The sequence below is a fragment of the Pilosibacter sp. YYHA0881 genome (assembly GCF_051602715.1).
Classification (GTDB): domain Bacteria; phylum Bacillota; class Clostridia; order Lachnospirales; family Lachnospiraceae; genus Alitiscatomonas; species Alitiscatomonas aceti.
On record NZ_CP175657.1, the window covers coordinates 3,326,047 to 3,350,446 of the forward strand.

At 50.9% G+C, this 24,400-nt stretch carries 23 protein-coding genes and 1 pseudogene; 19 read left to right on the forward strand and 5 right to left on the reverse strand.

Features of this window, described 5'->3' with window-relative positions:
* Positions 1-45: 45 nt before the first annotated feature.
* The 5 genes and pseudogenes from ACI6NM_RS15680 to ACI6NM_RS15700 all read right to left on the reverse strand — a co-directional run bounded on the left by ACI6NM_RS15680 (position 46) and on the right by ACI6NM_RS15700 (position 3,710).
* Entirely contained in the window at positions 46-498 is a 453-nt protein-coding gene (locus ACI6NM_RS15680; RefSeq protein ID WP_249294869.1) for a VOC family protein, read from the reverse strand.
* A gap of 69 nt (positions 499-567) precedes the next feature.
* Complete coding sequence (locus ACI6NM_RS15685; RefSeq protein ID WP_249294870.1) at positions 568-1,116, reverse strand: GNAT family N-acetyltransferase; 549 nt, start codon at positions 1,114-1,116, stop codon at positions 568-570.
* A 77-nt stretch (positions 1,117-1,193) separates the two neighbouring features.
* Positions 1,194-1,787: pseudogene (locus tag ACI6NM_RS15690) on the reverse strand (CatA-like O-acetyltransferase); the annotation flags it as partial.
* Positions 1,788-1,811: 24 nt separating this feature from the next.
* Complete coding sequence (locus tag ACI6NM_RS15695; protein ID WP_249294872.1) at positions 1,812-2,720, reverse strand: recombination protein NinG; 909 nt, start codon at positions 2,718-2,720, stop codon at positions 1,812-1,814.
* A gap of 75 nt (positions 2,721-2,795) precedes the next feature.
* Complete coding sequence (locus tag ACI6NM_RS15700; RefSeq protein ID WP_249294873.1) at positions 2,796-3,710, reverse strand: sigma-70 family RNA polymerase sigma factor; 915 nt, start codon at positions 3,708-3,710, stop codon at positions 2,796-2,798.
* Between the two features lie 247 nt (positions 3,711-3,957).
* Between ACI6NM_RS15700 and ACI6NM_RS15705 the strand changes: the two genes are divergently transcribed.
* The 19 genes from ACI6NM_RS15705 to ACI6NM_RS15795 all read left to right on the forward strand — a co-directional run bounded on the left by ACI6NM_RS15705 (position 3,958) and on the right by ACI6NM_RS15795 (position 24,382).
* A complete protein-coding gene (locus ACI6NM_RS15705) occupies positions 3,958-4,173 on the forward strand; it encodes a transposon-encoded TnpW family protein (RefSeq protein WP_249294874.1) in 216 nt (71 codons plus the stop codon).
* On the forward strand, positions 4,164-6,218 hold the full coding sequence (locus ACI6NM_RS15710; protein ID WP_249294875.1) for a DUF4368 domain-containing protein: 2,055 nt from the start codon (positions 4,164-4,166) through the stop codon (positions 6,216-6,218). Before ACI6NM_RS15705 ends, ACI6NM_RS15710 begins: the two co-directional genes overlap by 10 nt.
* Before the next feature lie 70 nt (positions 6,219-6,288).
* Positions 6,289-6,918, forward strand: a complete 630-nt coding sequence (locus tag ACI6NM_RS15715) for a CHC2 zinc finger domain-containing protein (protein WP_249294876.1) — start codon at positions 6,289-6,291, stop codon at positions 6,916-6,918.
* Positions 6,890-8,191, forward strand: coding sequence for a DNA primase family protein (locus tag ACI6NM_RS15720; protein WP_249294877.1), 1,302 nt, complete (start codon positions 6,890-6,892; stop codon positions 8,189-8,191). The genes ACI6NM_RS15715 and ACI6NM_RS15720 overlap by 29 nt, the downstream gene beginning before the upstream one ends.
* Positions 8,192-8,316: 125 nt before the next feature.
* Positions 8,317-8,697 (forward strand): hypothetical protein, encoded by a 381-nt coding sequence (locus tag ACI6NM_RS15725; protein ID WP_278768012.1) that lies wholly within the window; start codon positions 8,317-8,319, stop codon positions 8,695-8,697.
* The gene (locus tag ACI6NM_RS15730) at positions 8,698-8,913 is read left to right on the forward strand and encodes a DUF6471 domain-containing protein (RefSeq protein ID WP_249294878.1); all 216 of its coding nucleotides are present in this window, start codon (positions 8,698-8,700) and stop codon (positions 8,911-8,913) included. It begins immediately after the preceding gene.
* 14 nt (positions 8,914-8,927) lie between these two features.
* A complete protein-coding gene (locus ACI6NM_RS15735) occupies positions 8,928-9,134 on the forward strand; it encodes a DUF3847 domain-containing protein (RefSeq protein ID WP_249294879.1) in 207 nt (68 codons plus the stop codon).
* 350 nt (positions 9,135-9,484) lie between these two features.
* Positions 9,485-11,173, forward strand: a complete 1,689-nt coding sequence (gene mobQ, locus ACI6NM_RS15740; RefSeq protein WP_249294880.1) for a MobQ family relaxase — start codon at positions 9,485-9,487, stop codon at positions 11,171-11,173.
* Between the two features lie 209 nt (positions 11,174-11,382).
* Complete coding sequence (locus ACI6NM_RS15745) at positions 11,383-11,973, forward strand: MptD family putative ECF transporter S component (protein WP_117440970.1); 591 nt, start codon at positions 11,383-11,385, stop codon at positions 11,971-11,973.
* Complete coding sequence (locus ACI6NM_RS15750; protein ID WP_117440969.1) at positions 11,973-12,686, forward strand: energy-coupling factor transporter transmembrane component T; 714 nt, start codon at positions 11,973-11,975, stop codon at positions 12,684-12,686. Before ACI6NM_RS15745 ends, ACI6NM_RS15750 begins: the two co-directional genes overlap by 1 nt.
* Entirely contained in the window at positions 12,683-14,164 is a 1,482-nt protein-coding gene (locus ACI6NM_RS15755) for an ABC transporter ATP-binding protein (protein WP_249294881.1), read from the forward strand. Before ACI6NM_RS15750 ends, ACI6NM_RS15755 begins: the two co-directional genes overlap by 4 nt.
* The gene (locus tag ACI6NM_RS15760; RefSeq protein ID WP_117440967.1) at positions 14,161-15,969 is read left to right on the forward strand and encodes an ABC transporter ATP-binding protein; all 1,809 of its coding nucleotides are present in this window, start codon (positions 14,161-14,163) and stop codon (positions 15,967-15,969) included. The genes ACI6NM_RS15755 and ACI6NM_RS15760 overlap by 4 nt, the downstream gene beginning before the upstream one ends.
* Positions 15,962-17,716, forward strand: a complete 1,755-nt coding sequence (locus tag ACI6NM_RS15765) for an ABC transporter ATP-binding protein (RefSeq protein WP_249294882.1) — start codon at positions 15,962-15,964, stop codon at positions 17,714-17,716. The genes ACI6NM_RS15760 and ACI6NM_RS15765 overlap by 8 nt, the downstream gene beginning before the upstream one ends.
* A gap of 146 nt (positions 17,717-17,862) precedes the next feature.
* The gene (locus ACI6NM_RS15770) at positions 17,863-19,386 is read left to right on the forward strand and encodes a recombinase family protein (protein WP_244052803.1); all 1,524 of its coding nucleotides are present in this window, start codon (positions 17,863-17,865) and stop codon (positions 19,384-19,386) included.
* A gap of 21 nt (positions 19,387-19,407) precedes the next feature.
* Positions 19,408-19,569, forward strand: coding sequence for a Maff2 family mobile element protein (locus ACI6NM_RS15775; protein ID WP_120435879.1), 162 nt, complete (start codon positions 19,408-19,410; stop codon positions 19,567-19,569).
* Positions 19,570-19,588: 19 nt separating this feature from the next.
* Entirely contained in the window at positions 19,589-20,458 is an 870-nt protein-coding gene (locus ACI6NM_RS15780; protein ID WP_002595174.1) for a VirB6/TrbL-like conjugal transfer protein, CD1112 family, read from the forward strand.
* Positions 20,459-20,635: 177 nt separating this feature from the next.
* Positions 20,636-21,037, forward strand: a complete 402-nt coding sequence (locus ACI6NM_RS15785) for a PrgI family protein (protein WP_002569171.1) — start codon at positions 20,636-20,638, stop codon at positions 21,035-21,037.
* Positions 20,988-23,426, forward strand: a complete 2,439-nt coding sequence (locus ACI6NM_RS15790; protein WP_002569172.1) for a VirB4-like conjugal transfer ATPase, CD1110 family — start codon at positions 20,988-20,990, stop codon at positions 23,424-23,426. Before ACI6NM_RS15785 ends, ACI6NM_RS15790 begins: the two co-directional genes overlap by 50 nt.
* The gene (locus ACI6NM_RS15795) at positions 23,423-24,382 is read left to right on the forward strand and encodes a DNA-methyltransferase (protein ID WP_002569173.1); all 960 of its coding nucleotides are present in this window, start codon (positions 23,423-23,425) and stop codon (positions 24,380-24,382) included. Before ACI6NM_RS15790 ends, ACI6NM_RS15795 begins: the two co-directional genes overlap by 4 nt.
* Positions 24,383-24,400 lie beyond the last annotated feature (18 nt).

Consider the following 24,400-nt stretch of genomic DNA (forward strand, 5'->3'; position numbering starts at 1 on the left):
GCTGTATGGCCGATAACGGGCATTTTCCCCAATTGGGCTTTATCTTCAAATAGGTTGCATCATTTCAAGTACAATCCCATCGGGATCTCTGAAATAAAAAGCCCTGCTTTCTCCTAATTCGTTTGCCCGGAAATCGAAATACTGCGGTTCAGATAAGCATTCTACATGATTTTCGATAAGACTATTATAAACACGCTCAATATCATCCGTATAGAAACATACTTCTGAGATAGATGTTGTAAATAGATTCCCCTTCACTTTTTTTACTTTATTGTCCACAAACTGAATCAGTTCGATTGGTGGCGCTTCAATAGCTTTAGAGCCGTTCAGATAAGCTACTCTCGCTTTTGTATCTTTCATTCGAAACAACCTGTCTGTTTCTTCGCCAGCCATGAATATTTCTCCTTGGAATTCAAGGCCAAGGATGTCTCTGTAAAAAGCAATGGAGCGATCTAAATCAGATACAGTTAATCCAACGTGATAAATTCTCTCGACCATTTTCTAAAAACCTCGCTTGATGAAATACTCCCGTTCGTATATTCCGCTTGATATGATACCGTCCTACACTTACAAATACTTGCCGTATATCAAGTGATCGGTATGCCGATCACCCAAATGTACGATTTGCGGAAGCCGACCCCATTCCACATAACCATACTTCTCCAATAAGCCAACGCTTGGCCGATTGCTGCCAACGAGAATTGCAATCAGAACTTTAAGTCCTTGCTTCTTTGCCTGTTGCTCTAATGCGGCAAGCAGATGAGTGCCGATATGGCGCCCGTGTGCCGAGAAGTCCAAATAATAGCTGACCTCCGCCACATGATTAACAGCTTCACGACCCTGTCGGTAAGCTGTTAAATAGCCATAGCCCACAGGTATCCCATTCTCAAGACATAAATACACCGGATAACCATCGGCAGCGTGCTGACAAATCCATTTTTCACGCATTTCGGAAGTGACTGTTTTTGTATCACAAGTGCAGTTTCCCGCAAGAATTGCCTGATTGTAGATCGCAGCTATAAACGGTGCATCTTCCTTAGTTGCCTCGCAAAGAGATATTGTGTTGCTGCAATTTCCTGACGTGTCTGAAAATGCCCAAAGTGCTTTATCTGTCATTTTATTCGTCCTTTCACCGTCGCAGATATATCAGAGGGGGCAGAATTGCAGCCGGAATCAAAACCAATGATTTTCTTCTGCAACAATTCGATGAACCGTCCGACATGGTATCCATCACAAACTGCGTGATGAACCTGAATTGCTAATGGAAGCATCTTCTTCGTTCCTGCATCAAAAGCCTTTCCCATTGTAAAAATCGGAAGCAGATAGCTTCCGTCACCGAAAACTTGTAGATTAAATGCTGTGAATGAAAACCATGGAATCATGGATACATCAAATGAATTGACGGGCCTTTCGGGTTTCGGGGCATATTTTTCAGATGAGGAATATTTCGCAACATCAGCCTCGTAACTGCTCAGAAAAGCAGTATAATTTGATTTGTACGCTGTCCATATCCCAGAAAACGTCTCTTGCTCCTGATTGAAAATAGTGTATGCAGGGTGCATCTCACTAAAATAGCCAAGTCCTTTTTCTGTAAGAGCGGTGCGAAACTCTGGCATTTCATTGACGGTCTGCGTCAACAGCCAAAGCATTGCCGGATATAGCCGTTGCCCGTTCAGATTTGATATGTCGATATTGACGCACGTAGAATAGGAGCAGCGCACATCATTGTAAAAATGCAGATAATGTTCCTTGCGCTCCCAGTTTTCAAAGTCTATCAAAGTAAACATACAACATCTCCTGTGATTGTTCTATCAATCTTCTTCGCTGGTTTTCTTCCCCCGGCTCTTATAGACATTATACTGATTCTTGCACCGGGGACTGCAAAAAGCGGAATTGGAGCGGCTGCTCAGGAATACCTTCTGGCAGTGCTTGCACAGCCGCAGGGGCTTTTCTCCGTCCACCAGCAGGAAGCTGAACATCATCTGAATGCCCAGCAGCAACGAATGGAAGTCCCAATAGATGGTCGGCTTGTCCAGCAGCTCAATATGATAGCTGGGTGCAATGCCGCCGAAGGCGGCCATACCCATACGGTACAGATTTCTTGTATCCTTGTCGATCAGATCATAATCGTTGTAATACAAAATGGATGTGGTCAGGGTAAAGGCCCAGTCCTTAAACTGCTGCGCCACCCAATCGTAAGGCTCAGCATACTCTCGCTGGAAGCTCATGGTTTTCGCCATAGGCTCGTTTATGAAGGTCATGGTCAGCGCCACCATCATGTTGTCGCCGGACACGCTCCATCTGGACTCAATGCCCTTCTTGACCAGATCCAGCTGGTCAAAGGGATAGAACAGCGCCAAATAGTCCTCGGTTTCCATGGATTCTGCCTTGATGAAGTGATTTTTCGGCAGATACACCGCCTCATAGTCCATGAAGGAGGTTGTGGTGGGCAGCGCCGTCATCAGACCCAGCAGGCCGTAATGGGTTACAAACTCCAGAATGGCCTTCTGCACCTCGTCCTCCGGACTGCGGTTCATCATCAGCATACCCACATTCAGCGCATCCAGCACGATTCCCGGCGCTTCCTTCAGAGGATTATAGATGTCGGGCTTGGTATTCTTCCCCGGCGTGATATACCGCTTTCCGTCTGCGGCAGTTTTCAGTTCATAGCGGTCATACCGCACCCAATGGGAACGGGACTGCTCAAAGAGATTCTTCATGGTACTGTTCCTCTCTGCTCGTAATCCAACTATATATTAACCATATTACTATTGTATCAACCGTCCTTGGCTCCGTCAAGGACGGTTTTCTTTTTTTCTCGGTTTGGTTTTGTTTTCCCGGCGGATCACGGCATCCTTGCCCATGGTTTGCAGCAGTGCTTCATATTCCTCTACGAACTCACGCTCCCGCAGAGTAATGCTGTAGTCCTTTTCCAGCTTTTCGCTCAGATGCTCATACATCCGCCTTTGCAGCTTTTTCTGAATGGTCATACGCAGCTTTCGGATATTCCGGTCGGACTGCCCACGGATGGCAGCAAGCCTTGTGGTGCTGTATTGCTTGACGAACAGGTAATACAGTACCTCCTTCTGTTCATCACTGAGCGTGAAAAAGAGCTTGGAGAGAAAGCAATTTGCGGTCAGCTCGTGCAGTTCATAGGGGCAGGAGAAGATGATGTCGAGAAAATTTCCCTGACAGAGCTGGCGGAACCTTGGCAGATTCATCCAGAGGGGAGCAATTCTCGGTTCTGGCACAGCCCGAAACTCCAACGGCACATCCCCACGCAGGTTTTCGTGGTCACGCTCCCGGCGTTCCCGATTTCTGTCCAGCTTGTTCCACTCGTCTACCACAGTCAAAAAATCCGATTCCGTCCGGGCTGCTTCCTCCAGCCGCCGCAGAGCCTCTGCGCGAATTTCCCGCTTGAGTCGTTTTTCGCTGGTGGGCGCGGCTTCCTCTTCCTCGTCCTCCAGCTCGGCGGCATAGTTTCTGGGATGCTCGTCCTGCTCCAGCTCGCTTTCCAGCTCCAGCGTGCGTTCCTCTGCCAGCGCCTCCTCCAAGCGCTCATCCTCCGGCGCACCGTCAGAAGCGTCCGCCCAATCGGCAAAGCCATCCTCGGTCAGTTCCAGAGCGGCATCTTCGGGCAGATCTTCTAATTCTTCTTCCTCATCGGAAAAATCATCATCCCACAGCAGTTCATCCTCCCATGGTTCCACGACAGCTTCACCTCCTCGAAAAATATTTTTCTTTTTCTAAAAAAACAGTTCCGATTTACACCCCGTTTTTCTCCTATTAGTAGAAAGGTAATCTGCACACAAGTTACACAGGTTACTTTTTAAGCTATCAACAGAGAAAAAGGGGAAACTGAACATGGGAAACCAGCGCAAAGACACATTTGGCTTACAACCAACGGAACCAGATTTATTATACCAAAAACCAACAAATTACGCAAGGAGGAAGCCTATGGAGCAAACGAAGCAAGAACAGTTCATCATTCGGCGTATCGGCGGCACCACCTATAAGGTAAGGGTCGCATTCAGCGAAACAGCAGCGGAGACTATGGAGGAAAAGATTCTGCGGATGATCCGCAATGAAGGGGTTACAAATGACGGCACTTGTGGTATAATGAAGATGCCACAAATGAGCCGTCAGTCTGAAAGGAGCGCCGAATGCGCATGAAACAGACTGAGGAAAAGATCACCGCTCTGTATGAGCGGCTGAGCCGTGACGATGACAACGCAGGTGATAGCAATTCCATCGTCAATCAGAAAAAATACCTCGAAAGCTACGCCCAGCAGAGAGGCTACACCAACTGCCGCCATTACACCGACGACGGCTGGAGCGGCGGCAATTTCGAGCGTCCAGCATGGAAACAGCTGGTAGCGGACATTGAAGCAGGCAAGGTGGCCCATGTCATTGTCAAGGATATGAGCCGGGCGGGGCGTGACTATCTGCAAACCGGCTTTTACACAGAGGTATTCTTCCGGCAGCATGGCGTCCACTTTGTTGCCATTGCCAACGGCGTGGACAGTGATGACCAGAACAGCAACGAGTTTGCGCCCTTCCTCAACATCATGAACGAATGGTATCTTCGTGACCTGAGCCGCAAGCAGAAAACCGCCATTCGGGTCAAGGGGGAATCCGGCAAGCCAACCACCAACTGCGCCATCTACGGCTATAAGAAAGACCCGGAGAACAAATACCACTGGCTGATCGACGAGGAAGCGGCTGCCGTGGTGCGGCGTATCTTCCAGCTGACCATTGAGGGCAAAGGCCCCTACGACATCGCCCGTATTCTGTTCGATGACAAGATCGACACGCCTGCGGTCTACTTCGGCAAGCAGAACAAGGGTGTCTGGAAAAGCAAGGAGGAGTTCCCCAACCCGTATAACTGGAGCGGCTACATCGTTGGGCAGATTCTCTCCAAGCCGGAGTATATGGGGCATACTGTGAATTTCCGTTCCCACAAGCAGTCCTATAAGGACAAGAATGCGGTGATGAATCCCCCGGAGGATTGGCTGATTTTCGAGAACACCCATGAAGCCATCGTGGATGCAGAAACATGGGAGCTGGCACAGAAGCTGCGGAAAACGCCACGGCGGCATGACACGCTGGGTGAGGCGAATCCCCTGACAGGGCTTGTGTTCTGTGCTGACTGTGGAGCAAAGATGTATAACCATCGGTCACGAGGGACAGAAAGCAAACCTTATCCCTACGATGCGTTTGAATGCTCCACATACAAGTTGGCAGGTCAAAAGCGCTCCGCCGCTTGCTGTGGACATCATATCAGCACCAAAGCGCTGCGGGAGCTGATTCTGGAAACCATCCGGGCTGCCAGCACCTTTGCCATCTCCGACCGAGACGCTTTTCTGGAGAAGGTACGCTCCGCCTCCCAGCTGCGCCAGGCGGAAGCCGCCAAGGAAACCAAGCGGAAGCTGAACAAGGAGAAAAAGCGGATTTTTGAGCTGGATACCATCATCAAGAAGCTCTATGAATCCTTTGCTGTCGGGCGCATCACCGATGAACGCTTTGACAGTCTGCTGGCGGATTACGAAGCCGAGCAAAAAACGCTGCAAGCCTCTGTCACAGAAGCGGAAGAAAGGCTGTCCGCTTTCGCAGAGGACAGTGCCCGTGTGGAGCAGTTTCTGGAGCTGGCAAGGAAGTACACGGATTTCTCCGAGCTGACCACGCCCATGATCAACGAGTTTATTGAGAAAATCATCGTCCACGCCCCGGAAAAAATCGACGGCGACCGGGTACAGGAGGTGGAGATCCACCTTCGCTTTATCGGGCAGTTTGAGCTTCCCGCACCGGAGCTGACCGAGGAAGAGATCAAGCGGCAGGAATTTTTGAAGAAAGAGCGCATCCGCAGCCGGGAGCGCTATCAGAAAATCAAGGCCGGTGAACACGCTGTCGGACAGCCCTTCATGCTGACCTGCAAGTGCTGCGGGCAGGAATTTGCCTCCAAGCGGACAAACACCCTGTTTTGCGGCCCCAACTGCCGCGCAAAATTCTACCGGCAGGAGGCGGCCGAGAGCCGCAGCCGGGCGTGTACCTGCGAAAACTGCGGCAAGGTGTTTCCTACGACGCGAAGCAGCGTCAAATACTGCTCTGATGATTGCCGGTATGCAGCGCAGATCAAGCGGCAGGGCGCACGGAAGAAAGCCTTGCGAGAGGCAAAGATTGAACCGGCCTTGCCAGAGAAAGAAACAAAATCAGCATAAGATAAGACGCAAACGGCGGCTTGCCCCTAAACGGGCAGGCCGCCGTTTTTTGCGCAGAAATGGAGGAACAATGAATCTTTTTGAAATTGTCAAATATGGCGTGAGCTGCCGGGAGGCGGCGGAGCGGTACGGCGTGGAGGTCAACCGCTACAGTATGGCGCTCTGTCCGTTCCACAATGACCGGCATCCCAGCCTGTATGTGGCGGACGACCACTATTATTGCTTTGCCTGCAGGGAGCACGGAGATGTGATTGACTTTGTAGGCAGACTATTTCAGCTTTCGCCCTACGATGCAGCGCGGAAGCTGGCAGCGGACTTTCACCTCACCCCGGACAAGCCGCCCAGCGCAGCGGCGCTCCACGCAAAACGCATTCAGACGGAAGCACAGCAGCTCATGGAAAACGAGCGGCTGTGCTTTTCTGTTCTGTCCGATTATGCCCGTGTCCTGCGGGACTGGAAGGTAAGCTGTGCGCCGCAATCTTCGGCGGAAGCGCCGAATGAACGATTTGTAGAAGCCTGCCACAAGCTGGACGAGGCGGAGTATTACTTGGAGATTCTCACTTCCGGCGATTCCCACGAACGTACCGAGGTAATTCAGCAGCAGATGGCAGACAGCAAGCTGGACAGGCTGCGGCAGCGCTTAGAGAAAATTCATAAGGAGGAAACCGAAGATGGATATGACACCGCAGGCGTGGCCTGAGTGGTACGACGGCAGGCACATCAATGAGGTGTTGTTCTGCCAGCAGTTTTTGGACAAGCACCCCATGAAATGCGTGCGCGGGCGGCTGTTCACAGTGGACGGGCTGATCGAGGATGAGGGGCAGATCGGCAACCTGATTCTGGAAGAAATCTCAGGCTGCCTGACTTCCGGCTTGTCCAAGGTTGTGACAAACTTACTTGCCAGCATCAAGCTGCAAGCCTATTCGCCGCCGCTGCCCATTGAGACAGACCGCATCCATGTGGCCAATGGGACGTATTTCATGGACGGCAGCTTTACCGCCAATAAGAGCTACTGCAACAACCGGCTGGCGGTCGCCTACAACCCTGACGCACCCACTCCGAAAAAGTGGCTGCAATTCCTATCAGAGCTGCTGCAACCGGAGGACATTCCAACCTTGCAGGAATTTCTCGGTTACTGCCTGCTGCCTACCACCAAGGGGCAAAAAATGCTCATGCTCATCGGCAAGGGCGGCGAGGGCAAAAGCCGCATCGGTCTGGTCATGCGCTCCCTGCTGGGCGACAGCATGAACACCACCAGCATCCAGAAGGTGGAGAGCAACCGGTTCAGCCGTGCAGACTTGGAAAACAAGCTCCTGATGGTGGATGACGATATGGATATGAGCGCCCTGCCCAAGACCAATTATATCAAATCCATCGTGACCTCTGAGTGCAAGATGGACATGGAGCGCAAAGGCGTCCAGAGCTATCAGAGCCAGCTCTATGTGCGTTTTCTCTGCTTCGGAAACGGTGCGCTCACCGCCCTGCACGACAAGTCCGACGGCTTCTTTCGCCGCCAGATCGTGCTGACCACCAAAGACCGACCCGCAGGCAGAGCGGACGATCCGTTTTTGGTGGACAAGCTGCTGCGTGAAAAGGAGGGGATCTTCCTCTGGTGTCTGGAGGGTCTGCACCGGCTGATTGGAAACAACTATCAGTTCACAGTCAGCACCAAGGCCAGAGAGAATATGGAAACAGTCAAGCGCAGCAGCAACAATGTGATTGAGTTTCTGCAATCTGAGGGCTATATCCGCTTTCGGGCAGACAGCGAGGCCAGCTCCAAGGCGCTGTATGAGGCGTATCAGCGTTGGTGCGAGGACAATGCGCAAAAGCCCATGTCTGCCAACCGTCTCAGTTCCGAGCTTGCACAAAATGAGCGGCTTTACAATGTGGAGGCCACCAACAATGTTCATGTCGGCGGCAAGCGGGTGCGTGGTTTTGTGGGCATTGAAGTGGTCAATCCGCTGCCGTATTGAAAACGAGGAATGGACTTCAAAATTGCCGTACACGCCGTACACTCTGTACGGCTGTTTTTAACTTCATCCGCAAAATACGATTTTGCTTGTGTGTTTCGTGAAGCAATTCACGGCAGTGTGAAAAATTGACTGTTGAATCAACAGCTGGCACGCAAAACCGGCGTACAGAAGCGTACGGAAGCCGTTTTAGCCGTACACGGGCGGCTCAATTTTTCATCCCTGAAATCAATCCTTGTGAAATTCATGAAAATTTTCACCGCAAGCCGAATGCAATGCACCGCCCGGTGATTTACGGAAGTGAGAATCCACTGCACCGGAATGCGGTATATCCCACCGTTCCGCATGACCTCACGCAGAATGATGAAGCCGGTAGGGTGCTGTTGCGAACAGAGCATCACGAATGGAAATCTGAGCGGATTTGCGGCATGGCAGATTTTTCATCTCCCCACACACCAGCATCACCGATACGAAACTACACTACACGAAATAATGGAGGTAAATATTGAATGAAATCTAATCTGAGAAACGAAATCAAATCGTACATCGTCCGTCAGGGAATGACCATGCAGGAGGTGGTTGATCTGCTGCGGGACGAACACGGCTGGTCTGACAGCGTATCTAACCTGTCCAACAAGCTCCAGCGGGAGTCTTTGCGCTACACGGAGGCTGTCCAGCTTGCCGACGCGCTAGGGTACGAGATCATCTGGCAAAAACGAAGATAAGGAGGTTTTTCCACATGACGGATACGGAAAAGAAGCTGTTGCAGGCGCAGCACCGATTGGAGGAAGCGCAGGCGCGGGATCGTGTCAAGGAGCGCAAAGCCAGAACGCACAGGCTCATTCAGGAGGGTGCAATTCTGGAAAAGATGCTGCCAGAGGTACGGACGATGGAACTGTCTGTACTGGAGGATTACCTGATACAGAAGCTGCCGCAGCACGATTGAATTCCGCTGGGAGGTCTCCGGGAAACCGGGGGCCTTCCTCTTTTTTCTCCCGAAGGGCGCACTTACTCACCACCCTAAAGGGCAGTGGTATTTCCTGCGGAAATCGTGCGCTCTGCGAGGCGGATGTGGCTTCTGCGGAAGCCTCCAGACAATGCCGCAGCCCTTGCGGGTGCTGCTGTCATCGTCTGCGCAGGTCGCAGTTGTTTCTACTTTGGAAACAGTCTGCTCCCTGCCCGCACAAACCTGCCACCGGCAGCTTTGTTTGCGGCTATGACCCGAAGCTCAGCTTCGGGTCATTTTCTCTTTTGCGAAAGAGAAACAGAAAAAAGAAAGAACGAGGTGAAGAAGATATGGCGATTTATCATCTGGAAGCAAAGGTGGTCAGCCGGGGCGCAGGCCGCTCCGCCGTGGCCGCTTCCGCTTATCTGAGCTGCTCCCGTCTATATAACGATTACGACGGGATACAGCATGACTACACGAGAAAGCAAGGGCTTGTCTGGCAGCAGGTATTTCTGCCGGAATACGCCCCACAAGAATGGAAAGACCGTGAGCAGCTATGGAACGCCGTGGAGGAAGTCGAGACGGCAAAAGACAGCAGGCTTGCCCGTGAGTTCGTTGTTGCCCTGCCCATCGAGCTAAACCGGGAACAGCAGATCGAACTGCTGCAAGAGTTTATCCGGGAGCAGTTTGTGTCCAATGGAATGTGTGCTGACGCTGCCATCCACGACACCGACGGTCACAATCCCCACGCCCACATTCTCCTGACGGTGCGCCCGCTGGATGAGCAGGGCAAGTGGCAGTACAAAACCGAGAAGGAATACCTCTGCATGAGAAACGGCGAGGAATGCGGCTTTACCGCTGCTGAGTTCCGGACGGCACAGAACGAGGGTTGGGAGAAACAATACCCCTACAAGATCGGCAAAAAGAAGGTGTATATGACGCCATCTGCTGCCGAGGCGCAGGGACTTGTCCGAGCGGACAAGCATCCCAAAAGCACCCGCTACGGCAGGCAGAATCCCCTCGCCGAACGCTGGAACAGCGAAGAACAGCTTGTTGTATGGCGGGCGGCATGGGCGGATGTAACCAACCGCCAGTTGGAGATGTACGGACACGACGAGCGTATCGACCACCGCAGCAACGCCGCACGGGGTCTGGATGAGCAGCCCACCATCCATGAGGGCGTGACGGCACGGGCACTGGAGCGGAAAGGGATCATCGCTGACCGCTGCGAGATTAACCGGCAGATCAAGGCGGACAATGCCCTGCTGCGGGAGCTGAAAGCTGCCGTCAAAAAGCTGGGGCAGGCGGTGAAGAATACCCTCCCGGCCATTGCCGAGGCCATGGAGAATCTGCGTAAAAATCTGCTGCTGTTCTGCTATCAGCTGGGGTATCTCCGCAAGGGCAAGGAACGCCTAAACACTTCGCTAAATACGCTGCGCCCTGCCCTCACACAGTACAATCAGCTGGCAAAGGATATTCGGGATAAGGCGAAAGAGCGCCGCAGCCTGCTTTCCGAGAAAAAGGCTCTTTCCGCTGTCCATGTATTCCGACACCGGGAACTGGCGGCAAAGATTGCGGCACTGACAGAGGATTTGGAGGAACTGCGTTCGGAAAAGAATCTGCTTCTGGCGTCGCTGGCATATACCGAGGACGATGTCGCCGATAAATTTCCCAAAGACATTGCTACCATGAAGCAGAGCCTGAAACGGCTGGAAGAACAGGGGCAGAAATATTCCACCGAGCTGGACGCTGCCCTGAATGAGTATGCCGGGCTTCGGGAGCAGGCCCAGGGCTTCAACCCGGTGCAGTTGTATGAAACAAGGCAGGCCATCCGCCCCGGCAAGGAGCAGGAAGCGGAGAACCGAGCACAGCAGGTTTACGGCGAGAAGTACAACCTGCTGCTGATGTTTGACAGCAAAAAAGCGGTGTCCCGGATGCTGGACGAAGATGCTGAACGGCAGAATGTGCGGAGACTGGTACGGCTGGCGCATAAGGAGCAGCAGACTTTTCAAAAGGAAAAAAGTGCGCAGGAACGGTAACACACTGTTCCCGTTTTTGAAGATATTGCAAGTTGAATTAGCAAAATGGGGTTGACTTGAGAGAAAAATGAGGGTATAATTTTCTTGTTTTAGATATAGCTATAGGTTAGATATATCTAACCATGTGTCGTGTTGATTTATGCGACATTTTATTTACTGCGGCGGTTAGCGATTGCTAACTGTTGTGAAGAGAATCTAGGAGGAAAGATATGAGTACCAAAACCAACAAGCTGAAAACCAAAGACCTGATCGTTGCTGGAGCCTTCGCCGCCCTTTATGTGGTGGTACTGTTTGCGGTGGTGACTGTTATGGGGTTTGTCCCCATCCTTTATCTCATCGCTCCGTTTGTAAACTCGGTCATTTTAGGGTGCATTTACATGATGTATGTTATGAAAGTACCAAAAACCGGAGCAATTCTGATTCTTTCGGTGGCTGTAGGACTTCTCACTTCCACTGGCGGTGTGTGGGTATCTCTGATTTGGTGCCTCGCTCTTGGAATTGTAGCAGAGTTGATTGCCCGCGCAGGAAATCATAAGTCCAAGAAATCCTACATACTCAGCTATGTTGTTTTTGCCTGCTCCAGCATGTCTCCTTTCTGGATGCTGGCTTACGCCAAACCGGCTTTTCTTCAGTCCTGCGAAGCTTATTATGGGGCCGACTATGCCGCAACGCTGGATAAGTTCACCCCGAGCTGGATTATTCTGGTTCTGATTGGAATCGCCATGTTGGGCGGTCTGATTGGTGGACTGATTGGTTCCAAGCTTTTGAAAAAACATTTCCAAAAGGCGGGTGTGGTTTAATGCAGCTGATTGAAGCTGCCCAGCAGCCCATCCTTCGAATCGACGCCCGCACAAAATTTGCGCTGCTCTTCGGGGTGGGAATATCATCATTGATGTTCCCACCCCTGTGGCTGGAGGCAACCACTTTTGTTCTGATGGCGTTGCTTTTGACACTAAATAGGCGAATAAAAACCTCCGCAAAATTTACTGCTGCATTCCTCATTATGCTTCTGTTGGACTGGACACTGTCGTTAAAAGTCAGCGGCGGCTTTGCAGCACTGTTTTTTTCTCTTGTAAGACTGGGAAGACTTATGCTCCCGATTTTTATGGCAGGAATACTGCTGATGAAAACTACTTCTGTAAGCGAGTTTATGCTTTCTTTTGAGCGGATGCATCTGCCAAATAAACTGATCATACCCTTGTCAGTTATGTTCCGCTTCATCCCGACGATTTCCGAGGAGTGGCACAGTATCCGGGACGCCATGCGTTTTCGGGGGATTGGCATTTCTGTGCGTTCTGTGCTGACAAAGCCAATGATGACGCTGGAATATACGATGGTGCCGCTGCTGATGTCAACCGCTACGATTTCTGACGAGCTGGCGGCGGCTTCCCTCTCCCGTGGACTGGACGCTGATACCAAACGTACCTGCATTGAGGATATAAGGCTGCGGACGCAGGATTTCCTGTTGATCCTGTTTTCCTTTGTAATTGCTGCAACGGGAGGGATGGTATGATTGAATTAAAGCAAGTTACCTTCCAATATGATAATGCCCCCGAAAACGCACACAGCATCCGAAATATCAATTTAACTATACAAAACGGAGAGTGCGTTGTCCTTTGCGGACGAAGCGGCTGCGGAAAAACAACGATCACCCGATTGATTAACGGTCTCATTCCACATTACTACGAAGGAGTTTTGTCGGGTTACGTTTCCGTTGATGGAGCAGAAATCAAAAAACAGAAGCTTTCTAAAATTTCACAGCATGTTGGTTCGGTATTTCAAAATCCCCGCAGCCAGTTCTTTAATGTGGATACAACATCGGAGCTGGCGTTCGGATGTGAAAATCAGGGACTACCCAAGGAAGATGTGCTGGAACGAATCGCGGATGCGGCGAACCATTTTTGCTTGAACGGTTTGCTGAACCGGAGTATTTTTGAGCTTTCCGGCGGTGAGAAACAACGGATTGCATGCGCCAGCGTTTATGCGGTTCATCCGGATATTTTTGTTTTGGATGAGCCGTCTTCCAACTTGGACCCCGCTTCCATTCAGCAACTGAAAGATGTTTTGCTGAAGCTGAAAGCGGAAGGAAAAACACTGGTGATTTCCGAACACCGTCTGTATTACCTTCTGGATATTGCCGACCGCTTTATCTGGCTCGATCAGGGCGAAGTTCGCTCCGTATATACCAGAGAAGAGATTCTTGCATTCAGCCCGGCACAGATTTCGGCCATGGGACTGCGGGCGCTGGACTTGAAGCAGGTGGAAAGTGAAGCAGTGCATTTGAAACATCCTGAGCATGAATTTACGTTTCAAAAGCTGGAGTGTAAAGTATCCGGTCACAGCGTGCTGCATATCAAATCCCTACAAATCCCTGCTGGAGAGATTGTTGCGGTGATCGGTCACAACGGGGCTGGAAAATCAACGTTTGCCGGGTGCCTTTGCGGAATCCGGAAACATACTGGCAAGGTTTTTTATGACAGAACAGAACGAAACGCCAAAAAGCGCCTGAAAGAAAGCTATATGGTCATGCAGGATGTAAACCACCAGCTGTTTACGGAGAGTGTGCGGGATGAAGTGACTCTGAATCTTCCGGAGGAACAATCGGAACAGGCAGAAAACATCCTGAAACAGATGGGGATTGCCGAACTTGCGGAATGCCATCCTCTGGCACTGTCCGGAGGGCAGAAACAGCGGGTTGCCATTGCAAGTGCACTGTGTGCGGGAAAGAAAATCCTGATCTACGATGAACCTACCAGCGGGCTGGATTATGAAAGTATGCGCTGCGCATGTACTTTAATCCGGGATACTTCCCGGCAGGCGGAGTTATCTCTTGTGATTACCCATGATCTGGAATTTATCATGGCCTGCTGTACCTGTGTACTGCATATTGACCATGGAACAGTCAAAGCATTTTATCCCCTTGACAGCAGAGGAAAAGCAAGAGTAAAAAAAGAATTTCTATTACAGGAAGAAAGTGAGGAGGAATTATGAGCAAGCAGAAGCCCAAAACGGGGATGGGAAGGATGATGCAGCTGGCAATGACAAAAAAGCCTTTGGTGATTGCCTCTGTCATCTTGTCCTCACTGGCGGCGGTGGCCAGCTTTATCCCTTATATTGCAATTTATTTTATTATCCGGCAGATTTTAGCCGTATATCCGAACCTGAGCGCATTGGGACAGACCAGCCTGTTTTCCTATGGCTGGATGGCACTGGGCGGCGTTGCGGCGAATATTCTTCTGTATTTTGTAGCCCTTATGTGTTCCCATCTGGCGGCTTTCGGCACGCTATATGAGTTAAAGGTGAATTTCCTTTCCCATTTGGCAAAGGTGCCTCTTGGATTTCATGTGATGATCGGAAGCGGTAAACTGCGGAAAATTACGGATGAGAACATTGAAAATGTCGAGAAATTTATTGCGCATCAGCTTCCGGATATTGTAGCCGCATTTGTTTCTCCTGTTGTGATGGCTGTGATTCTGTTGAGTGTGGACTGGCGGCTCGGCCTGGCCTCAATTGTTGGAGTAATTATTGCTTTTATCATTCAGAGTATCGCCTACGGCCGGGAAGGCGCCAGAAAAATGATGGATGAGTACCAGCACTCGTTGGAAAACATGAACAACGCCGCAGTAGAGTACATCCGTGGAATTTCAGTCGTCAAAGCGTTCAAGCAGACTGTTTATTCCTTTCACCGGCTGCACGAGACCATCAAAGAATATACTTCTGTGGTCATTCCATATACGCTGAGCTGGGAAAACATGATGTCCGCTTTTATGACGATTATCAACCATATTTATCTTCTCCTTTTACCGGTAGGGATTTTGATCGGCATGAATACCGGGGATTTTAAGGATTTTGCTTCACGCTTTATTTTTTATCTGGTATTCGTACCGTCCATTGCGGGCATTCTTTCCAAAATCATGTATGTCAACTCCGATGCCATGCGGATTGCCAACGGTGTAGAGGCAATGGATCAGATTCTGGCTGAGCCGGAACTGAAACAGCCGCCGGTTCCTAAAACAACGGATCGCTATGATGTCAAGTTTGAAAATGTGTCATTCTCCTATGAGAAAGACAAAGAAAAACAGGCGATTTCCAATGTGAGCTTCCATGCACGGCAGGGCGAAGTAACAGCGATTGTAGGACCTTCCGGCGGCGGAAAAAGTACGATTGCCCATCTCATTCCACGATTCTTCGATGTGGATCAGGGTACTGTTTCCATTGGCTCGGTGGATATCCGGCAGATGGAAAGCCGATATCTGATGGAACAGGTCAGCTTCGTATTTCAGGATGTCTATCTGTTCAAACAGAGTATCCGTGATAATATCAGGCTTGGGAACCAGAATGCCAGCGATGAACAGATCCAGGCGGCCGCGAAAGCCGCCCAATGCCACGACTTTATCATGGCGCTGCCAAATGGCTATGATACGGTCATCGGAGAACAGGGTATCCATTTAAGCGGCGGCGAGCAGCAGCGGATTGCTATCGCCCGTGCCATTGTAAAGGATGCCCCTGTGATAGTGCTGGACGAGGCAACCGCCTTTGCCGATCCTGAAAATGAGCATTTGATTCAAAAGGCGTTTGAAAAATTGATGCAGGGGAAAACGGTAATCATCATCGCACACCGCCTTTCCACAGTTCGTAACGCCGATCATATCATTGTGATGGATAACGGGCGTGTAGCGGAAGAAGGCAGCCATGACGCCCTCCTGCAAAAAGGCGGACGGTACGCATCTATGTGGAAAACCTACAATGAAACAGCCAGTTGGACAATGGAAAAGGAGGTGCCGGTCAATGGGTAAGAAAAAATCAACCGTTCAGGATGCGCTGATGCTGACAGACAAAGGCTATCGGGACTTAAAAAAAGCGATTGCCGCCTGCACGCTGACAAATTTCTCCATGTTTATTCCAGCTATGGTGATGCTTCAGGTCGTCATGGAACTTCTAAAACCGTTTACCGGCGGGAGCATCTCATGGACAAATATGTGGATTTATTTCGGACTCGGCATCATCGGCGCAGTAATCGTATTTCTCTGCAACAAAAACGACTATAAAAAGACCTATGTAGCCTCTTACATGGAAAGCGAAAATACAAGGATTGCTTTGGCAGAACACATCCGCAAACTGCCTATGAGCGTGTTTAATTCCAAAAACCTTTCGGAGCTTACGACAAATCTCATGGGCGATGTAGCCACTTCCGAACATGTACTGAGTCATGTGTATCCGCAGATTATCTCCAATGTGATCACGATTACGGTTGTCTGCAGTATGTTTGCCTTCTATGACTGGCGTATGGCACTCGCTATTTTTATTTCCGTGCCGGTTGCTTTTCTCATTATTTTTGCGAGCAGACGGATTCAGGAGCGGCTTGGAAAAAAGCATGCGCAGGCAAAACTGGAAGCTTCCGAACAGGTTCAGGAATACATTGAGGGAATCAAGGTGGTGAAAGCCTGCAATCTGGACAGTCAGCAGTTTCAGGCTCTGGAAAAAGCGCTGCGCACCATGAAAAACCTTGCAATTAAATTTGAATTTGGTTCGGGGGTTTTTGTGACAGGCGCGCAGATGCTCGTGCAATCCGGCATCGGGCTTACCGTGTTTGCGGGAACTTCTCTGCTCCTGAACGGCAAAATTGAGCTTGTCCCAATGCTGCTTTGCCTGCTGATCGTCACCCGAATTTACGGGCCGATTATTACAGAACTGACTCTGCTGCCGGAGCTATTCTATCATCAGATTGCCATCCGCAGAATGAGAACCCTGATGAATATTCAGCCGATGGAAGGCGATACTGAAAAACCAGTAAAGGAATATGATATCGAACTGAAAAATATCAGCTTCCGCTATAATCCGCAGGGCGAGGAAACCATAAAAAATGTGAATGTTACGATTCCAGCAGGCGCAATCACGGCTCTGGTTGGCCCCAGCGGAAGCGGCAAGAGCACGCTTTCCCGTCTGATTGCACGCTTTTGGGATGTCAATAAAGGACAGGTGGAAATCGGCGGCATTGACGTGAAAGAGCTTGATCCGGAACACTTGATGGAATACATGTCCTTTGTATTTCAGGATGTGGTACTTTTCAACGACACTGTCTACAATAACATTAAAATAGGAAATATGAGCGCAACCGAAGAACAGGTGCTTGCGGCGGCAAAGGCTGCGCGCTGTGATGAGTTTATTGACAAAATGCCGGATGGTTATCAGACTGTTCTGGGAGAAAACGGAAGTACCCTTTCCGGCGGTGAACGGCAGCGCCTGTCCATTGCAAGAGCTTTACTAAAGGACGCTCCGATCGTACTTTTGGATGAAGCAACAGCCAGCCTTGATCCGGAAAGTGAATCCTGTATTCAGCAGGCGATCGGCCGCTTAATACAGGGGAAAACCGTTCTTGTTATTGCACACAGACTCCGTACCATTGCAAAGGCCGACAAAATCATCGTGCTGGACGATGGCAAAGTCATAGAGCAAGGAACACACAGTGAACTGATGGAGCAAAATGGGCTTTACAAAAGGCTGTATACCATTCAGCAGGAAAGCCTTGGCTGGAGCGTATAAATGTTTGCTATTATGTAAGCCGCCGATATTTTAATATTGAGTAACCTGCAAGCCGACTGCAATAATACAGTCGGCTTGCTTGGCGTTTCGCAGAATCATTAGCAAATTTATTTGTCTTTACAATATGGGTAAAATGCCCTTGACAAATCTCGTCTCAGAAGCGTATTCTTGAAACCTATGCGAAGCAGAACGGCTTTTCCAATCTGCAATGGTACACAGATGACGGTTATTCTGGGGCGAACTTCCAAAGACCCGGTTTTCAAGCCATGCTTGCGGACATTGAAGCCGGAAAAGTCGGCACCGTTATCGTCAAGGATATGTCACGGTTAGGGCGAAACTATCTGCAAGTGGGAATGTATACGGAAATGATTTTCCCACAGAAAGGCGTCCGCTTTATCGCTATCAATGACGGAGTGGACAGCGCACAGGGCGACAATGATTTTGCCCCTCTGCGGAACATTTTTAACGAATGGCTGGTGAGAGATACGAGCAAGAAAATCAAAGCAGTAAAACGGTCTAAGGGTATGAGCGGGAAGCCCGTCACGAGCAAACCCGTATACGGCTACTTTATGGACGAGGACGAAAATTTTATCATTGACGGGGAAGCCGCCCCTGTTGTGCGGCAGATTTACAGCTTGTGCCTTGCCGGGAACGGGCCGACCAAGATAGCCCGTATGCTCACAGAGCAGGAGATCCCCACGCCGGGAACGCTGGAATACCGTCGGACGGGAAGCACCCGCCGCTACCACCCCGGCTATGAGTGCAAGTGGGCGACCAATACCGTGGTACATATCCTTGAAAACAGGGAGTACACGGGCTGTCTGGTAAACTTCAAGACGGAGAAGCCGTCCTACAAGACCAAGCACAGCGTAGAGAACCCCATTGAGAAACAGGCGATTTTCGAGAACCACCATGAGCCTATCATTGACACCCAGATGTGGGAGCGTGTGCAGGAGTTACGCAAGCAGCGCAAACGCCCGAACCGCTATGATGAAGTGGGCTTATTCTCCGGCATACTCTTTTGTGCCGACTGCGGCAGCGTCCTTTACCAGCAGCGTTACCAGAACGCCACCCGCAAGCAGGATTGTTATATCTGCGGGAGCTACAAGAAGCGTACCCGTGACTGTACGGCGCACTTTATCCGCACCGACCTGTTGACCGCCGGAGTGACCGACAATCTGCGGAAAGTCACCAGCTATGCAGCGAAGCACGAAGCCCGGTTTATGAAGCTGCTGATCGAGCAGAACGAGGACGGGGGCAAGCGCAGGAACGCCGCAAGGAAAAAGGAGCTGGAAGCCGCCGAGAAGCGTATCAGCGAGTTATCCGCTATCTTCAAGCGGCTGTATGAGGACAGCGTGACCGGGCGCATTTCAGACGAGCGTTTCACGGAGCTGTCGGCAGACTATGAAGCCGAGCAGAAAGAACTGAAAGAGAGAGCCGCCGCTATCCGGGCAGAGCTTTCCAAAGCGCAGGAAGCCACGGTAAACGCAGAAAAGTTTATGAATGTTGTCCGCAAGTACACCAGCTTTGAAGAACTTACCCCTACCCTTTTGCGTGAGTTTGTGGAGAAAATCGTTGTGCATGAGTGCAGCTATGACGAGAACGGCACACGCAGACAGGACATTGATATTTATTACTCTTTCGTTGGCAAGGTAGACCTGCCCGAATGACCGCCCGACCTATCCGGCGCAATGCGCAAACGCCGGATAGGAACGGCAAAATTTTTTACACTTCTACTACTTCTTTATCACACATCAGCAAAGAGCCAGGGCATGAAGCAGCTTATGGCGGGCGGCGGCGTTGCCCTTATCGGCATGACCCTTGTACCGCTGCTTTCCGGCTTGTTCGGTTAAGAAGCGCGGGTAAAGGCTTATGCAGAGCATACTTGACGCGATTAACGAATGGATAAAGGAAATCCTCATAGGAGCCATAAACGGTAATCTGTCAACTATGTTCGGGGACGTAAACGAGAAAGTCGGCACTATCGCCGCAGAGGTAGGGCAGACCCCGCAAGGGTGGAACGCAAATATATTCTCCATGATACAGACCCTTAGTGAGAATGTAATCGTACCCATTGCGGGGCTTGTCATTACCTACGTCCTATGCTATGAGCTTATCAGCATGGTAACGGAAAAGAACAATATGCACGACGTTGACACTTCCATGTTCTTCAAGTGGGTGTTCAAGGCGTTTGTGGCAGTCTACCTTGTGACGCACACCTTTGACATCACTATGGCGGTGTTCGATATGGCGCAGCACGTTGTTTCCGGCGCGGCGGGGGTAATCGGCGGCAGCACAGAGATTGATGTTGCCGCCGCCCTTGCTTCCATGCAGGACGGGCTTGACGCTATGGAAATCCCCGAACTGCTCTTACTTGTCATGGAAACAAGCCTTGTGAGCTTGTGCATGAAAATCATGTCCGTACTGATAACCGTTATCCTCTACGGGCGCATGATAGAGATTTACCTTTACTGTTCGGTATCGCCTATCCCGTTTGCAACAATGACGAACCGGGAATGGGGGCAGATAGGAAACAACTACCTCAAATCCCTGTTCGCTATCGGTTTTCAAGGCTTCCTCATTATGATATGCGTCGGCATTTACGCGGTTCTGGTAAACAACATGATAATAGCGGACAATCTGCACAGCGCGATATTCTCCCTTGCAGCCTATACCGTTATCCTCTGTTTCTCCCTGTTCAAATCCGGCGCACTGGCGAAGTCGATATTCTCCGCGCATTAGCGGCGTGTCAAGGGCAGGGTGGAGATTTTCAGAGCGAAGCGGCGAAAATACGACCCGACCTTGACGCGGATAACCCCCATATAATACGGGCGGGCAAAGGGCATAGATTGACCTTTGCCTTGATTACCCTTATGGGAAGTTACAGCAACACCAAACCCAGAGAAAGGAGGTTTTCACTTGGCGTATGTACCCGTACCCAAAGACTTATCCAAAGTCAAGACAAAAGTAGCGTTCAACCTTACCAAACGGCAGATTGTATGTTTTGCGGCGGCTCTCCTGTTCGGCTTGCCGCTTTTCTTTCTGCTCAAAGACAGCACAGGCACAAGCCTTGCGTCTATGGCTATGATTGCCGTCATGCTGCCCTGTTTCCTCTTTGCCATGTATGAGAAGCATGGACAGCCCCTTGAAGTGGTGGTGAAGAACATCATTCAGACGAAATTCATAGCCCCCAAAGAACGACCATACAGGACAGACAACTTTTATTCCGTCTTAGAACGGCAGAGAAAACTTGAAAAGGAGGTATCAGCGATTGCAAAAGGAAACACGAAGAAACAGCGCGGCGGGAAGCGCAAAGCCTAACCCGCCCCGCAAGCTCACCCGCGCCGAGAAAAAGCAGATTGCGGAAATCATCAGACAGGCAAAGGGCGACGGGAAAGCGCACACCGCGCAGCAGACAATCCCTTATATCCAGATGTACCCGGACGGTATCTGCAAGGTTACGGGACGGAAATACTCAAAGACCGTCGCCTTTGAAGATATTAACTATCAGCTTGCACAGGCAGACGACAAGACCGCCATTTTTGAGAACTGGTGCGACTTCCTCAACTACTTTGACGCTTCCGTTTCGGTGCAGCTCTCTTTCATCAATCAGGGGACGCAGCGCGGCGAAGCGGAAAAGGCGGTCAATATCCCGGCACAGGAGGACGCTTTCAATTCTATCCGCACAGAATACCGGGATATGCTGAAAAACCAGCTTGCAAAGGGCAACAACGGGCTTGTCAAAGCAAAATATATCACCTTTGCCATTGAAGCCGACAGTCTGGGCGCGGCGAAATCCCGCCTTGCCCGTATCGAAACGGACGTACTCAACAACTTTAAGCTCTTGGGCGTGTCTGCCCGCCCCATGACAGGCTATGAACGCCTTAAAATGCTGCATGGCATTTTCCACCCGGAGGGCGGGCAGTTTGCCTTTGATTTTTCATGGCTTGCCCCGTCCGGGCTTTCCACAAAGGACTTTATCGCCCCGTCCTCTTTCCGTTTTGGCGAGGGGCGGTATTTCCGCATGGGGCGCAAAATCGGCGCGGTTTCATTCCTTGAAATCCTTGCGCCGGAATTAAACGACCGTATCTTATCTGACATTCTGGACTTGGAAACGGGCGTTATCGTCAATCTGCATATCCACAGTATCGACCAGACCGAAGCCATAAAGACAATCAAGCGGAAAATCACCGACCTTGACAAAATGAAAATCGAAGAACAGAAAAAAGCGGTACGCAGCGGCTACGACATGGATATAATCCCGTCCGACCTTGCCACTTTCGGCAGCGAAGCGAAGAACCTCTTACAGGACTTGCAGAGCCGGAATGAAAGAATGTTCCTCTTGACGTTCCTTGTGGTGAACATGGCAGACACAAAAAGGAAACTGGAAAATGACGTATTCGCGGCGGCGGGCATTGCACAGAAGAACAACTGCGCCTTAACCCGCCTTGACTACCAACAGGAAGCGGGGCTTATGTCCTCTGTACCGCTTGGGGAGAACCTTATCCCCATTCAAAGAGGGCTTACCACGTCAAGCACCGCTATCTTTATCCCCTTTATCACGCAGGAGCTTTTTCAGACGGGCGCGGCTTTGTATTACGGCTTAAACGCCCTGTCTAACAACATGATACTCTGCGACCGCAAGCAGCTAAAGAACCCCAACGGCTTAATCTTGGGTACGCCGGGAAGCGGGAAATCCTTTGCCGCCAAACGGGAAATGACAAACGCTTTCCTCATTACCGACGACGACATAATTATCTGCGACCCGGAAGCAGAGTATTTTTCCCTTGTGCAGCGGCTTGACGGGCAAGTGATACGGTTATCGCCTACGGGCAAGGGCATTGACGGGAAGCCCCAGTATGTGAACCCTATGGATATTAACCTCAATTACAGCGAGGACGACAGCCCCCTTGCGCTGAAATCCGACTTTATCCTCTCCCTCTGCGAGCTTGTCATAGGCGGCAAGGAGGGCTTGCAGCCCGTCGATAAGACCGTCATTGACCGCGCTGTTAGGAACGTGTACCGCCCTTTCCTTGCAGACCCCGACCCGGAGAAAATGCCTATCTTGGGCGACCTCTACAACGAGCTTTTGAAGCAGCCGGAGCCGGAAGCGGCGCGTATCGCGGCGGCGTTGGAGCTTTATGTTTCCGGGAGCCTTAACGTCTTTAACCACAGGACGAATGTAGAGCTTTCAAACCGCCTTGTCTGCTTTGACATCAAGCAGCTTGGGAAGCAGCTCAAAAAATTAGGTATGCTCATTGTGCAGGACCAGGTATGGAACCGCGTCACCGTCAACCGGGCAGAAAGGAAATCCACCCGGTATTTTATGGACGAATTTCATCTTCTCTTGAAAGAGGAACAGACCGCCGCCTATTCCGTTGAAATCTGGAAGCGTTTCAGAAAATGGGGCGGCATACCCACAGCAATCACGCAGAACGTCAAAGATTTGCTTGCTTCCCGCGAAGTGGAGAATATCTTTGAAAACTCTGATTTTGTCCTCATGCTCAATCAGGCGGCGGGCGACCGGGCTATCCTTGCAAAGCAGCTCAACATCTCCCCGCAGCAGATGAAGTATGTCACCCACACCGAAGCGGGCGAGGGGCTTATCTTCTACGGGAACGTGGTGCTGCCCTTTGTAGACCGCTTCCCGAAAGACACCGAGCTTTACCGGGTAATGACGACGAAGCCGGAGGAAGTGGGCGAAGCATGAACGGGCTGAAAACTGACACAATCATCAACCGGGACGCGCTCTATGCCTTGCGGGAGCTTCCAGAGGAAAGCGTACACTGTTGCGTCACAAGCCCGCCCTACTATGCGCTTAGGGATTACGGGCTTGATATGCAGATTGGGCGGGAGGACACGCCGGAGCAGTACATTGACAGGCTGACCGAGGTTTTCCGCGAGCTGCGCCGGGTACTGCGTTCTGACGGTACGCTCTGGCTGAATATCGCGGACACCTACTGCGGCACAGGAAATAAAGGCTACCATGCAGACCCGAAGAACCCGAAAGGCAGAAACGGACAGCAGATTGCAAGAAACAACCGCGTTTCCGGCTGCAAACAAAAGGACTTAATCGGTATCCCTTGGCTTTTAGCCTTTGCCCTACGCGCTGACGGGTGGTATTTACGGAGCGACATTATCTGGCAGAAAGAAAACCCCATGCCGGAGAGCGTGAAAGACCGCCCTACCCGCTGCTATGAACATATCTTTCTGCTTACGAAGTCAAAGAAGTATTTTTATGACGCAGCCGCCATAGCCGAGCCGTTAGCCCCCACAACGGCGGCGCGGTACCGCACCGGGCGCAGCGCGGGACAGAAATATGCGGACGAAGTACCCGGACAGGGGAACGTACAGGGGCTTAACCGGGCGCGAAGCGGCAGCTACTACGACGAAGCCCTCATGCCGACCATGCGGAACAGGCGGGACGTGTGGCTTATCAATACCGTTCCCTACAAGGGCGGGCATTTCGCCGCGTTCCCGCCAAAACTTGCCGAAACCTGTATCAAGGCGGGCTGTCCGAAAGGCGGCGTTGTGCTTGACCCCTTTTTCGGCAGCGGCACGACGGGGGCAGCCGCAAAGCAGCTTGACAGGCATTATATAGGCATTGAGATAAACGCCGAGTATTGCGCCCTTGCAAGGGCGCGGATTGGAGGGACAGACACATAAAACAATATAAGGCGCGTG